Annotated in this window: 17 protein-coding genes and 1 pseudogene; all 18 read left to right on the plus strand. The window is 38.6% G+C overall.

From position 1 onward, the window contains the following. Window positions 1-855 precede the first annotated feature (855 nt). The gene (locus VN24_RS18470; RefSeq protein WP_045671611.1) at window positions 856-1,179 is read left to right on the plus strand and encodes a hypothetical protein; all 324 of its coding nucleotides are present in this window, start codon (window positions 856-858) and stop codon (window positions 1,177-1,179) included. A 247-nt stretch (window positions 1,180-1,426) separates the two neighbouring features. Further along, window positions 1,427-2,017: an AAA family ATPase gene (locus tag VN24_RS18475; protein ID WP_045671612.1), complete on the plus strand. Its 591-nt coding sequence runs from the start codon at window positions 1,427-1,429 to the stop codon at window positions 2,015-2,017. 245 nt (window positions 2,018-2,262) lie between these two features. Further along, window positions 2,263-2,925, plus strand: coding sequence for an HAD family hydrolase (locus tag VN24_RS18480; protein WP_045671613.1), 663 nt, complete (start codon window positions 2,263-2,265; stop codon window positions 2,923-2,925). A gap of 136 nt (window positions 2,926-3,061) precedes the next feature. Continuing rightward, complete coding sequence (locus VN24_RS18485) at window positions 3,062-3,490, plus strand: hypothetical protein (protein WP_148505275.1); 429 nt, start codon at window positions 3,062-3,064, stop codon at window positions 3,488-3,490. A 231-nt stretch (window positions 3,491-3,721) separates the two neighbouring features. Continuing rightward, window positions 3,722-4,237, plus strand: coding sequence for a hypothetical protein (locus VN24_RS18490; RefSeq protein ID WP_045671615.1), 516 nt, complete (start codon window positions 3,722-3,724; stop codon window positions 4,235-4,237). A 245-nt stretch (window positions 4,238-4,482) separates the two neighbouring features. After that, the gene (locus VN24_RS18495; protein WP_052703038.1) at window positions 4,483-5,034 is read left to right on the plus strand and encodes a nucleotidyltransferase family protein; all 552 of its coding nucleotides are present in this window, start codon (window positions 4,483-4,485) and stop codon (window positions 5,032-5,034) included. A gap of 383 nt (window positions 5,035-5,417) precedes the next feature. Next, window positions 5,418-6,524 (plus strand): IS200/IS605 family element RNA-guided endonuclease TnpB, encoded by a 1,107-nt coding sequence (tnpB, locus tag VN24_RS18500; RefSeq protein WP_045671617.1) that lies wholly within the window; start codon window positions 5,418-5,420, stop codon window positions 6,522-6,524. 133 nt (window positions 6,525-6,657) lie between these two features. After that, entirely contained in the window at window positions 6,658-7,032 is a 375-nt protein-coding gene (locus VN24_RS18505) for a VOC family protein (RefSeq protein WP_045671618.1), read from the plus strand. A gap of 962 nt (window positions 7,033-7,994) precedes the next feature. After that, window positions 7,995-8,165, plus strand: a complete 171-nt coding sequence (locus tag VN24_RS27045) for an HAD family hydrolase (RefSeq protein WP_274520451.1) — start codon at window positions 7,995-7,997, stop codon at window positions 8,163-8,165. Window positions 8,166-8,269: 104 nt separating this feature from the next. Further along, window positions 8,270-8,707, plus strand: coding sequence for a ribosomal-processing cysteine protease Prp (locus tag VN24_RS18515; RefSeq protein ID WP_045671619.1), 438 nt, complete (start codon window positions 8,270-8,272; stop codon window positions 8,705-8,707). Between the two features lie 224 nt (window positions 8,708-8,931). After that, window positions 8,932-9,315, plus strand: a complete 384-nt coding sequence (locus tag VN24_RS18520) for a VOC family protein (protein ID WP_045671620.1) — start codon at window positions 8,932-8,934, stop codon at window positions 9,313-9,315. A 61-nt stretch (window positions 9,316-9,376) separates the two neighbouring features. Then, window positions 9,377-9,823: an aminoacyl-tRNA deacylase gene (locus tag VN24_RS18525; protein WP_045671621.1), complete on the plus strand. Its 447-nt coding sequence runs from the start codon at window positions 9,377-9,379 to the stop codon at window positions 9,821-9,823. Between the two features lie 75 nt (window positions 9,824-9,898). Continuing rightward, window positions 9,899-10,030 (plus strand): annotated as a pseudogene (locus tag VN24_RS27050) (NUDIX hydrolase); the annotation flags it as partial. Window positions 10,031-10,119: 89 nt separating this feature from the next. After that, window positions 10,120-10,545 (plus strand): GNAT family N-acetyltransferase, encoded by a 426-nt coding sequence (locus VN24_RS18530; RefSeq protein WP_045671622.1) that lies wholly within the window; start codon window positions 10,120-10,122, stop codon window positions 10,543-10,545. 232 nt (window positions 10,546-10,777) lie between these two features. Then, complete coding sequence (locus VN24_RS18535; protein WP_045671623.1) at window positions 10,778-11,293, plus strand: DNA topology modulation protein; 516 nt, start codon at window positions 10,778-10,780, stop codon at window positions 11,291-11,293. A gap of 15 nt (window positions 11,294-11,308) precedes the next feature. After that, window positions 11,309-11,899: an HD domain-containing protein gene (locus VN24_RS18540; protein WP_045671624.1), complete on the plus strand. Its 591-nt coding sequence runs from the start codon at window positions 11,309-11,311 to the stop codon at window positions 11,897-11,899. A gap of 25 nt (window positions 11,900-11,924) precedes the next feature. Next, window positions 11,925-12,365, plus strand: coding sequence for a GNAT family N-acetyltransferase (locus VN24_RS18545; protein WP_045671625.1), 441 nt, complete (start codon window positions 11,925-11,927; stop codon window positions 12,363-12,365). A 204-nt stretch (window positions 12,366-12,569) separates the two neighbouring features. Then, window positions 12,570-12,935, plus strand: a complete 366-nt coding sequence (locus tag VN24_RS18550; protein WP_045671626.1) for a hypothetical protein — start codon at window positions 12,570-12,572, stop codon at window positions 12,933-12,935. The last annotated feature ends 110 nt before the right edge of the window (window positions 12,936-13,045 follow it).

A 13,045-nucleotide genomic window follows, 5' to 3' on the forward strand; every position in this document is an offset into this window, starting at 1 on the left:
TGAAATGTATGTTCTTGAAAAATCAATTTACGAAAGAATAAATAATATTGAGTAAACTCGATGAGGATTCAATAAACTTCGTCTAACACCATATTCACGCTTCGGGCCATTCGGCCCTCGGTCCGGACCGATGTAGAAGAGGCGTGGGTGAATTTAGCCGGACACATCGATCCCCCTAGGATAAGAGCTATCTAAGGGGGATCGACGTCGTGAATACACAAACGTTATGTGAAATGACCTTAAACCTTTAAACCAAGACTATAAAAACTGAAAGGAGGAAAACTTTCAATGTCATTTTCAATTTCAGTTTATTTACCTTTTACCGAAGCTCCATTACCGTCAGAATCACATGAGATAAATGAATGGATCGAAAACTAAAATAAATATATGAAAACCCACTCGGTTCTGATACGGACGTCTATGAATATTGGCATTGCCAGCACACGAAATTGGGTTAAGGCTAATATCAAAAATATATAATGAAGAGACTTAAAATAGCAGGCAAGGCTGAACTGAATGAATTAATAATTGAAATAAAGAAACTAGTAACATATTGGAAGAATAAAGACCTAGTAACAACAGTAAATGACTTAGAACAAAGAGCTAAGTATTTAATTGAAGGAATTGAAACCACTATGGAAATAAATGGAAAATTATAATATCTTGAATGAAATTCGATGGGGAAGATCACTTCACATAACACCGTATTCACGCGGCGTCTGCGGGATGCAATAAGCAGAGAAGCGAATTCAGCAGACAACCCGCTCACCCATCGCGTCCGGCACTAACGTGCCTTAAGGTGGTACAATAACGTTAGGTGAAATATATCATGAATGATTTTCGGAGGTGGATTAAATGACTATACAAAATTCAGATTTAGAAAAGCAAATCATTGAAGTGTGTAAAACCATAGTTGTACAACTGAGAGGAAATCAAGCTGGCGAAGGTAATACTATTATTAACTTGGAATTAATAAAAACACTTCATGAAATACTCGAATCTTATAAAGTTCATATTGATAACGAAGAATTTGTGAATAAGAATATTGTTGGGCTGCTATTTTATACTTGTTCGAGATTTTATATACAGAGCAAGTACTCGAAAAACTCTGCTGAATTACTAACAAACTTTGATAAACTTAACTTCAAATTAATAAAACTTTACACAACTAATTTATAGAAAATCTATTTAGGCGATTATTCTTCGAAGGACATACTTCACCTAACACTGTATTCCCACTTCGTCGCTTAAGCTCCTTAATCTGCCGGATGATAACTCAGGGAAGTAATCTCAGGCAGATAACCCTGCGAGGCTAAGTCTTCGACCCGTTCCAGTTGGTCACTTAAGCCCCTCGGATTCGTGAATACAACAACGTTAGCTGAAATCAATGCAGTGATAAATATATAAGTAAAAAGAGGCGAAACAATTGATCCTATGGATTAACGGAGCATTTGGGTCTGGAAAGACTACAATAGCTTACGAACTGAAAAAAAGAATTCCAAATTCGTTTGTTTATGATCCCGAGAATGCAGGATACTTCATTAGAAAAAATGCTCCTAAACAAATACTGAAAGACGATTTTCAAGAACATGGAATATGGAGAGAGATTAACTTTTCAATTCTAGAAACAATAAACAATGAATTTCCTGGAATCATTATTGTTCCTATGACAATAGTTAATCCTCAATACTTTCATGAAATCATTAATAAGTTAAGATCAAATGGAGTTGAAGTAAATCATTTTACTTTACTTGCAAACCGTGAAACATTAATAAAACGATTGAGAAGCAGAGGAGATAATAAAAACTCATGGCCTGCAAAACAAATCGATAGATGCATCTCTAGCTTATCTCAAGACATCTTTGAAATACATATTCATACTGACAACTTAACACCAGAAGAAATATTGGATCGAATAGCGAAAGAGGCTAACATTCAGTTACAACCGGACAATAGAGGAATCATAAAAAAGAAAATAGATCGATTAGTAGTGCAAATAAAACATATTAGAATCTAAGCTTTTAGAAGTATAGTCGAAGAAGGCAATGACTTCAGCTAACACCGAGTTCACGCTTCCGGGCTGACGTCCCTCGGTCTGCCAGAAGAGTTTTCAGGGAAGTGGAATCAGGCAGACAACCCTGCACCACTTGAAGGTGGTGCAGGGTTCGTGAATACAATAACCGCATCGCGGCCTTTCTTCGGGCTTAAGGTGGAGGGACGTCGTGAACGTTATCGGAAATTGCATAAGATCGGAGGAAAATCATGGAGGATATCAAAGCAGTCATATTTGACTTGGATAACACTATTTTGGATCGAACGAGTACCTTCCGTAATTTTACAAACACATTCTTGAAAACCTATTTTGATCATTTAGAATTGAAACAATACATATTTGACCGAATCATTTTTCTTGATCAAGACGGATACAAAGATAAACAGGAATTGTTTTCTGAGCTACTCGAAGAATTACCTTGGAAAGTGACGCCTCTAAAGACGGAATTATTAGATTTCTACAGCACTGAATATGTTAAGAATGCCGTTCTAATGGAGCATGCCAGAGAAGTAGTTCAGCACTTAAGAACGAAATACAAAACGGGACTAATTACAAATGGGAAAACCTTCATTCAATATGGGAAGATCGATCAATTAGGAATGAGAAGTGATTTTGATCTGATTATTGTTTCAGAAGAAGCAGGTGTCAAGAAACCAGATCCAAGGATATTTGAAATGGCATTAATGGAGCTGGAATTAAGACCAGAACAATGCATTTACATAGGAGATCATCCTGTAAACGATATAGAGGGAGCAGCAAAGATCGGAATGGAGACAATATGGATAAAAGTAAATCAACCCTGGAAAGACGGATTAACGGCCAAACCACTACATACAATTGAAAGATTAAGTACATTGATGAAGCTGATCTGAGAGGAAACATCCGATAACACCGCATTCTCGCTGCGGGGCTGACGCACCTTGGTTATCAGATGTATAATCATAGAAGTAAGCACAGACAACACACGACCCAGCCTAAGATAAGAGCTATCTAAGGCTGGGTCGCGTCGTGATGGCAAGAACGCTATGTGAAATATCTGCCAATACCATTGAGTTTTTTCGCGGAAAAGTATGGGAGAGTCCTGGATATGGTGAAATTGAACTTGGGGGAAGAGGGCCAGGAGCAAAAAAACTGATCCAAAGCTTAGGATTAATTATTGGAGAAAAATGCGAGTATGTATATGATTTTGGTTCCAGTGTCTATTGCACTGTTGAATTGGTAGGGATAGAAGAAGAAAATTGTGATATAAATTATCCTAGAGTCAGTGAGCAGAATAAGAAACGGAATAAATATTGTGATCGTTGCAACAATAATGGAAAGAAAGAAGTAGCATTGTACACCGTTTATGATTTTGAGGATGACTCTGTTGAACTTTTGTGTGAAGCATGCTTAGAAGAAGTATCAGAGGATGTTGATGTTTCGGAAATCGTATATTAAAGAGCTTTTGTAAGTAAACCCGAAGATGGCAGATAAATCACCTACCACCGCATTCACGCTGCGGGTTGATGCCCTTGATCTACCCGATGCATTTCGAGGAAGTGGAGTCAGCAGACAACCCTGCACGGGCTAAGTCCGACCCGGCTCCCGTTGGTCGTCTTAAGCCAGTGAGGGTTCGTGAATACAAGAACGTTATGTGAAATAGGGCAACAAATAAGGAGGCCAAGTTAAATGGCCAATAAATATCTAAGAGTCAGTTTTCTTTTAATAATGATTATTGTTGCTCTAGGAAGTGTATTTGGATGGTTGAAATACAAAGAAAATAAAAATTTTATGATTGAGCTATTGTTACACAAACCAATATCAAAAAATGACATTAAAGACACAAAAGCTAGTAAGGTAATTTACAAAAGTATGGGTTCAGGAATGGCAAAAGTTGAACATGTCGAAATTAATATAACTGAGGAAGAAATAAATAAATTGATAAGTTGGTTTAATTCAGTACCTGTTAACTCGGTTCATGAAGTTGGCTCAGTTGAGGGAAGTATTATTGCTGGAATCGTATTAGATATGAGATCTGGTTCTGAGGTTAGAATTCAATATAACTCAATTAATATATATGTAACAAGAAACGATATTAAAGGAAAAGGAATCTATATTAAATACATTATTGAACATGATTATATAAGGGAGTTTTTTGAAGGTTTAACGAAAGGATATTATTTTGGTCGTGATAAAGTAGCTTAATAGAATCTTTTTGAAATGAATGTTCGAAGATGGCTCCCAATCATATAACACCGTGTTCACACCAGCGGGCTGAGGCCCTTGGTCTGCAGAAGTATTCTCAGGAAGAAGAATCAGCAGACAACCCTGCACTGGTTAACTCGGTCGGACCCGCTCGCTATCGCTACTTAAGCCAGTGAGGGCTTATCAATACCGGAACGTTATGCGGAAGATCGAAGGATAGTATTTTATGTTAGGTGGATACAGAGATGTTACTTGAAAAACTTATCAAGATCATGCAAACCAACGAACACTTGATGAGGGATCTTCAACTTGTTCGACAATTGGATCTGCCTAATTGGTGTATTGCAGCGGGATATGTTAGAAATTTTGTTTGGGATTACTTACATGGTTATCCTAATCGAACTCCCCTGAATGATGTGGATGTGCTTTATTATGATCAAGATGATCTTAGCGAAGAAACTGAAAAGAAATTTGAAGTCCTACTAAAAAACCAATTGCAAGATTATAACTGGTCTATTAAGAATCAAGCCAGGATGCATGTAAGAAATCATGAAAACCCATATATGTCTGTAACAGATGCAATGAAGAGATGGCCGGAAACGGCAACTGCTGTAGGAATACATATTGATAAGAAGAATAATCTTGAAATAACAGCACCTCATGGATTGAATGATTTATTTGATATGGTGATTCGAAGAAGCTCGTATTATAAGGATAAAGACTATTTTTATACAAGAGTACAAAGCAAGAAATGGCTTGAAACATGGCCTAAATTAAGGTTAATTGAAGACAAGTAAAAATAATTTCGAGGGTAATTAAGGTCCTTCACATAACACCGTATTCCCGCTGCCCTTGGTCAATAGAAGTTAAGTCGGGGATGTAGAGTCAGGCGGACAATCCTGCAGGCTAAGTGGGGGAGATCACCTGGCTGCTGTGGCATCCTTAAGCCTCTCGGAATCGGAAACACAAGAAACGTTATTTGAAAGTCGGTAACAAACAATTGTAAACCCTTAACTATAATTTATCATAAGTAACGGAGAAGACCCCCAACTCTAAGCGAAGCGTAGGTGGCGGGATGAATCCGCTTCGGGTGTACCCGATATTTGTTGCCCCACCCGCGACAAATACGAACATATGTGCTATAATGAAGATGACTACCCGTGAAAGGTGGTGACTCTTCTTGCACAAAGCGTTCCGGTTTCGGATCTATCCCGATCGAGAACAACAAACGCTCATCAATCAAACTCTCGGATGCTCCCGATTCGTCTACAACCGTTTTCTCGCCCTTCGTACCCAAGTGTATGAGAACGAGCGGAAAACATTAACCTACAAAGCTTGTTCCCGAAAGCTTACGCTGCTTAAGCGCGAATCGGAATTCGACTGGCTGCGTAAAGTGGTTGCCACCGCCCTGCAAAGCACGCTAAAGTCACTCGATGATGCGTTTAAGCGGTATTTCTCCAAACAGAACGATTATCCGCAGTTCAAGCGAAAGCGTGCGCCCGGGCAGAGTTATACGACCAAGAACAATAAGAACGCGATTCGCGTGGAAGGAAACTGGATTCAGCTGCCCAAGCTTGGTCTCGTGCGATTTGCAAAAAGCCGCGAGATCGAAGGCCGCATCTTATCCGCCACCGTACGCCGGAACTCGAGCGGTAAATATTTTGTCTCGGTATTATGCAACATGCTCTACTGCCCCTATGTGCGGGTGGACAAGACGAAAAGCGTGGGCATCGATCTGGGTCTGAAGCATTTTGCGATCCTTTCTACGGGAGAAACCATCGACAATCCGAAGTATCTACGTAAGTATGAGACGAAACTGGCCTGTTGGCAGCGGAGATTATCCCGCCGGCAAAAGGGCGGTCAAAACCGTGCCAAGGCCCGAATGAAACTCGCCCGGCTGCATGAGAAAATCGCAAACTGCCGCGAGGATTTCCTGCACAAACTGTCGATCCGGCTGATTCGTGAAAACCAAACGATCTGCCTGGAAGACCTGCAAGTGGAAAACATGCTCAAGAATCATAAGTTGGCGCGGTCCATCGCGGACGCGTCATGGTCCAGGTTCGGCGAAATGCTCGCCTACAAAGCCGAGTGGCATGGGCGGAACGTCATCACGGTAAACAAGAGCTTCCCGTCAAGCCAGATATGCTCGGTATGCGGCCAGCGAAACCCGGATGTGAAAGATTTAAAGGTACGCGAATGGACGTGTCCGATGTGCGGCGCCGAACATGACCGTGACCATAATGCGGCGATCAACATCGAACGGGAAGGACTTCGTTTGTTGGAATGAAGGAAGTTGAACTGCCGGGACGGCAGGGATCGCCTGGTCAATTTCCTTTCGATAGAAGGGATTACCCAGGAATCCCCCGCCTCAAAGCGGATGCATAGGCGGTGGGAGGTTCAAGCTGAGGAGTGTGCCTGACATGAGCATTATCGAGAGAATTGATGGAATCTTTATTCCGGTTACCGACATGGACAGATCTGTAGAATGGTATAAAGAAATTCTTGGCTTGGATCTATTGTATAGATGGGAAGGCGGAGCTGGCTTCAAGGTATACAATGGAGAGAGCTTATTAGGATTAATTCAGGTTACTGAACATACACCCGCTTTCTTTAAAACTCAAACCAGTAAAATGCATTTCTTCAACTTTAAAACATTTGACATTGAGGAATCTTGTAACAAGCTCCGTGAACGAGGAGTAGATATTAATGAAATCGTAGATGCAGGGAAGGTTAAACTTGCATATTTTCTTGATCCTGATGGAAATCTTTTGGGGTTGTGTGAAGAAGTGAACTGAGATTGTGTGGGTAACACAAAGAATTCCGACCCATCATCTAACATCGCATCACCCATTTTCGCCCTCGGTCCGCGAGCAGCATAGGCAGAGGAGCAGACACCCACTGGCTAAGTCTGACGACCCGCTCGTTACGCTCACTTAAGCCAGTGGGGTTCGTGTATGCAGAAATGTTAGATGAAACCACCCAATATTATAATGAGGTGAGCTATGGATAAGTTTCATCATGCTCGAGCAGAAGAAATAACGTACCATGAACGATTTTATAATGAATCGGCTCTGTTTGAACCAGGTTCATGGTTATCAAAGCCAGTAAAGGTAATCATGGATTCTCTTAATGAACTCAGAAAGCGAAAGGCTTCAATGGCTTAGTGACATGTGTAGATTTGATACCCAGTGCCATAATTAAATTATTGGATAATGCAAAGAAATATAATGTTGAGGACACTATCATTGCTGAAACGGCCGACGCTGAATCATACGAAATCAAACAAGATCACTATACATACATAATAGCTTGCTCATGCCTTGAACATGTATCGAATGAGGAGGCATTACGGTTAGTAATAAAAAGGATGATACAGGGAAAAAAAGTAAATGGAATTAATAGTATATTAATGATTTGGAAACAGGAGAAGTAACGGATGGACTAATAGAACTTAATTTAAAAACTAAACAAGCGATTTCAGTTCTACGAGATTTATATAAGGACTGGGAGATTCTTATTGAAAGACATGCACCCCAGAAAATAAACGAACACAAGAATGGTAAGTACATCGAATTCAGAGGGGAATGGTTAACGTTTGTAGCTCAAAGAAGAGTTCGCATTATCTAACACCGTTTTCCCACTGCGGGCTTTCGCCCTTGGTCTGCAGAAGATTAAGTCGCTGAAGTGCAGATAGGCAGACAATCCTGCGAGGCTAAGTCTGGCGACCCGTTTGCTAACGCTCATAAAAGCCTTTCGATTGGTTTGTTTTGGAGATAACTTAAACTACTTACCCATGTTTGAAGTAGCGGATGAGAAATATGCAGTAAAAAATGCACATGAAATCGTTCTAAATATAGCGGACAAGATCATTGAATGTAACAATAATAACGGAGTAGCAAGATACTTGAAATCAGTATTGCAAGGCTAATCTCCGACCATTCGCTGGCAATACTTGCCCCTCGATTTGTGAATACAACATCGTTATGCAAAAGACTTAGTATTTATAAAACACTGAAGAAAAGGGCTGAATCAATGGAGTCTTCTCATGAGATTGAAATTCAAAGATCTATCATTGATTATGAAAGCGAGGAATATAATCCATTCGTTATAACTTTCTATTATAACAACAAAGATATATTATATGGTTTTGTAGCGAGAGGCGAAACTGGATTTACTCAGTATGGTCTCGATATAGTTGCGGCAGGTGTCTCGTCTTTAGTCATAAATACAATACACTCTATACAACACTTAACTAACGATCAAGTAGAATCGGAAGTGAAGCGTAATTTTACAAAATGCATTTTACCTAAACTTCAGGATAATAATGGGAGCCGAGAATCAATTGTATTATTAAAGTCTCTTAAGATAGGAATACATAGTATACAAAACACTTACGGACAAAAATATATAACCATAGAAGAAATTAAAGAGGAAAGGAAAACTTTAGTTCAGAGATTATTTGTAAGGTGACTTGACTCCAGTATCCGAAGAGGGTACTTCACATAACACGATGTTCCCGCTGCGGGGCTTTCGCCCCTTGGTTGTCGGATGTATAATCATGGAAGAAGCTCAGACAACACACGACCCGGCCTAAGATAAGAGCTATCTAGGGCCGGGTCGCGTCGTTTATTCAAACAACGGTATAAGAAACCTCCGCAAATAAAATAAAAATGCTAATGAAAGGACGAAAAGAAATGATGAATGAAAAAGAAGCGACGTTAATAAAACCGGAACTGGGAGGATACTTTCTGTATGTTAGGGATTTAAAGAAGGCCATTCAGATGTATTGCAGTTTATTTGAGTTCCCAGTTAAAGAAGAGGAAGTGCTATTTGGACATTTATACTTCATGCCGAATGGCATTATCATTGACAGCAATGACATGGAAGGCAGACCAATTCCAGAGTGGCTTCCGGTATCTTTGAAATTAAGTACGACGGATATTAATACAGCTTTTAACTATGTTCAGGAATTGGGATTTAATATTGTGTACGGAATTGACCGGAGTCCAATCGTATCATGGTTTCTCTTTAAGGATCCAGATGGAAATACATTAATGATGTGTGAAGACCACAAGTAATATTGTGAGGTAACTCAGCAGATAACCCTGCCATATCAATCCATACGAGAGAAGGAAGACTATGGATAAGTTAATTGCAATTCTTGCGAAACAGCAAGTTGAGTATGAGATCATAGAACATCGTAAACAAATTAATACAGCTCAAGAAGGCGCAGAGTATTTTGGAATTCACATTGGACAAACTGCCCCAACGTTGATATTAAGGACAGAAAAAGGCTATTATTCATTGATCATTTCAGGGGACTATGGACAAGTTGATTTGAAATCAATGAAGGATTTATTACAGGTGCAAGAGATTAAATTAGCCAAACCAAAAGAAGTTGAGCAAATTACTGGGAGTAGCATTGGAAGTGTGTCGTTAATTAATCCAGGGTTACCGACAATTTTTGATAGAGAGTTATATCGATATTCATATGTTTATGGAGGTACAGGTGTACCAAAGACGACATTAAAGATTTCGCCAAAGGATATAGAGGATTTAAATGAAATAATTAGCTACATTCGTTAAGTAATTTGGAATGATAACACATTCGCGTTGGATGAAATCAGAGCAAAATATCGAAATAATGAAAGGACTATTCTGATGCATTATCCTCCGAAGCATATTGTATTCGCCACCGCGGTTGTGCTGAATCATGAAAACAAGATTTTATTACTTAATGGGCCCAAAAGAGGGTGGGAAATGCCAGGTGGTCAAGTTGAGGAAGGTGAAGCTTAACGGCTGCTGCAATTAGAGAAAGAACGAATTGAATACTGTCTAAACCGACAAGAACCATTTTTAGTAGAATTTAAGGAGCTAACCCAATGAATCTTAACTTTGAACAATTTTTGATTAGTGATAATCAAGAATTATTAGATCTACCAACAATAAAAAGCTTCTTATCTAGAAGCTATTGGGCTAATAATCGACCAGAAGAAAGAATTGAAAGATCTATCCATAGCTCTGTATGTTATGGGATCTATGAAGATCAACGACAAATTGGCTTTGCCAGAATTGTAACGGATGAGGCAACAATGTACTGGCTCTGTGATGTATTTATAGACGAGGAATATAGAGGTAAAGGACTTGGCAAGAAATTGGTTGAGACAATAACGAGGTCAGAGCGATTCAAAGATTTGACGGGAATATTAGCAACTAGGGATGCCCACGAATTATATGAGCAGTATCATTTTATTAAAGACGGCGAACGGTTTATGAGAAGAACACCCGATTATATTAGAAATAAGTAAGGGCAGAGTTTTAAGCAAAGGGATATTAAATTTATTAAGGGATGATGGGACCCGTCCTTTAATAATGGCAGGATCCTGTGTTATTGTCCTCAATCATGAAGGACAGATACTGCTGTCAAGCAGCGGGTTATCGTCTAATGGAATGTTGAACATCAAGTAAATTAAAAGGCTTGATGTTTTTCTTTTTAAGAACGATAGCTGAATATGTAGCCTGAGAACAGGAGACCATTCAATGAACCGTGTATTAGTTTTAGGCTCGGCTGGATCGGGTAAATCAACTCTCTCTCAAAAGCTCGGTACGATTCTCGACCTTCCAGTAATTCATTTAGATAGCTATTATTGGAAACCGAACTGGGTTTCAACATCGAATGAAGAATGGGATCAAATTGTTGAAGAGTTGACTATGAAAGATCAATGGATTATGAACGGTAATTACTCAAGAACTATGGATATCAGAATAAAGAGAGCTGACATGATTATCTTTTTAGACATGCCAATGTTGCTATGTATTTACCGAGTTATTAAACGAAGACTAATGTATCATAAGAAAACTAGACCGGATATGAATGAGGGATGTCCAGAAAAATTAGATTGGGAGTTTTTTAAATGGGTCTGGAATTATAGAAAGAGAAGCAGAATGGGAACATTACATAAGCTTGAACAAGTAAAGAAAGATAAACAAATTATTATTGTAAAAACAAAAAAGCAAATTAACGAATTAATGAACACACTTGAGATTATGAATTAAAAGGAGCGAATTCAATTGAAAGAAAACACATTTCAAAAACAAATAAAGTTTCTAATCGAAATTGACAAATTAAAAACCATAGAAAGAAAGACGAGAATTATCCATGGACCACGTCTAGAAAATGATGCAGAGCATTCATGGCATCTAGCCATGATGGCACTGATTTTACACGAGCATGCAAATGCTGAAGTGGATATTTTTAAAGTAATTAAAATGTTATTGGTACATGACTTGGTGGAAATTGATGCTGGAGATACTTTTGCCTATGATGTGCAGGGGCAAGAAGACAAGTTTGAACGTGAGCATAGAGCAGCAAACCGACTTTTTGGATTATTACCAGATGAACAAAAGAACGAACTAATGGACTTGTGGGTTGAATTTGAGCAAAAAGAGACAAATGAAGCAAAATATGCGGCAGCATTAGATAGATTACAACCATTAATACATAATCACATGAATCAAGGCGACACTTGGAGGAAGTATGGAATTACAAGTAAACAAATATTAAACCGCAATTCGGAGATTGCTAATGGATCGGAAGAGCTATGGAATTATGCTCAAGAAATAATACAGAAATCTTTAGATGAAGGCATGTTATCTGAGTAAATATTGCTTTCGGGAGAGGATAACAATGATTGTTAGAAACTTTGAAAAGCAAGATCTGAAGAAATGTATTTCTTTATATATTGAAGTCTTTAACCAGCCGCCTTGGAACAATAACTGGACATACGAATTAGCTGAAGGTTTGTTTATGGATTTTTGTAATACACCAGGATTTTTGGGATATGTAGCGGTTGATGAAACTGAAGAAATAATTGCAGTCCTAATAGGGAAAGAGAAGAAGTGGTGGAGAGGTAAAGAATATGTTACTGAAGAATTTTTTGTTCGCCCTGAATTACAGGGGCAAGGTGTAGGTTCACACATACTTGATTTTATTTACAAGGATATCAAGGCGAAAGGGATAGAAAAAGTAACACTACTAACAAGTACCTTTACACCAGCCTATAAATTCTATTTAAACAAAGGCTATAAAGAGAATCAATCATTAAGACTATTGTATAAAAATATTTGAATCTAATCATAAATACACATTTTGGGCAAGGATTATTGACGAAGAATTCGCTTAACGAAGTATTCCCGCTGCGGGCTAGCGCCCTTGATCTGTCGGAAGATAAAGCGAAGAGGTTGTTCAGGCAGGGAATTCTGCTAGGCTAGTCCGGCGACCCGTTCGTATTGGCCCAATCGGATCAATTCAAAAAATATTAAGGAGAGATAGATGAGAATATTCCAATTTGATAAAGAAACTGGAAAATCGATTACTGATTATGGAAGTAAAAACTCTTTTTTCTCAAGAATAATCAAACATAACAAACCCATACATATCGGATGTATATTTGTTGGGCAAGATGGAGTTGTAGGATTACATGAAGCAACGATTAAACAGTTATTTTTAATTGTCAATGGAGAAGGATGGGTAAAAGGTAAAGAAGGAATTCAATACAACATTAAATCAGGATTTGCAGCATTATGGGAACTTGGAGAAGTACATGAATCAGGATCTGAATTAGGAATGACAGCAATAGTAATTGAAAGTGATGATTTAGAACCTCAAATGAATGAAGTTAATTTAGTTGACGGTTGAATATAAGAAGAAGCAGCAATGACTCTGACGCTCACTTAAGCCTCATGGATTCCGAATATAAGAGCGATGGATAAAATTACAAATAAATACTTATTGAATTTGATAATGAA

The sequence above is a fragment of the Paenibacillus beijingensis genome, from assembly GCF_000961095.1.
Classification (GTDB): domain Bacteria; phylum Bacillota; class Bacilli; order Paenibacillales; family Paenibacillaceae; genus Paenibacillus_O; species Paenibacillus_O beijingensis.

Excerpts from the sequence above, each read along its gene's own strand:
- VN24_RS18470 (WP_045671611.1), top strand. The coding sequence starts at position 856 with ATGACTATACAAAATTCAGATTTAGAAAAGCAAATCATTGAAGTGTGT.
- VN24_RS18480 (WP_045671613.1), top strand. The coding sequence starts at position 2,263 with ATGGAGGATATCAAAGCAGTCATATTTGACTTGGATAACACTATTTTG.
- VN24_RS18490 (WP_045671615.1), top strand. The coding sequence starts at position 3,722 with ATGGCCAATAAATATCTAAGAGTCAGTTTTCTTTTAATAATGATTATT.
- VN24_RS18495 (WP_052703038.1), top strand. The coding sequence starts at position 4,483 with ATGTTACTTGAAAAACTTATCAAGATCATGCAAACCAACGAACACTTG.
- VN24_RS18505 (WP_045671618.1), top strand. The coding sequence starts at position 6,658 with ATGAGCATTATCGAGAGAATTGATGGAATCTTTATTCCGGTTACCGAC.
- VN24_RS18515 (WP_045671619.1), top strand. The coding sequence starts at position 8,270 with ATGGAGTCTTCTCATGAGATTGAAATTCAAAGATCTATCATTGATTAT.
- VN24_RS18520 (WP_045671620.1), top strand. The coding sequence starts at position 8,932 with ATGATGAATGAAAAAGAAGCGACGTTAATAAAACCGGAACTGGGAGGA.
- VN24_RS18525 (WP_045671621.1), top strand. The coding sequence starts at position 9,377 with ATGGATAAGTTAATTGCAATTCTTGCGAAACAGCAAGTTGAGTATGAG.
- VN24_RS18530 (WP_045671622.1), top strand. The coding sequence starts at position 10,120 with ATGAATCTTAACTTTGAACAATTTTTGATTAGTGATAATCAAGAATTA.
- VN24_RS18535 (WP_045671623.1), top strand. The coding sequence starts at position 10,778 with ATGAACCGTGTATTAGTTTTAGGCTCGGCTGGATCGGGTAAATCAACT.
- VN24_RS18545 (WP_045671625.1), top strand. The coding sequence starts at position 11,925 with ATGATTGTTAGAAACTTTGAAAAGCAAGATCTGAAGAAATGTATTTCT.
- VN24_RS18550 (WP_045671626.1), top strand. The coding sequence starts at position 12,570 with ATGAGAATATTCCAATTTGATAAAGAAACTGGAAAATCGATTACTGAT.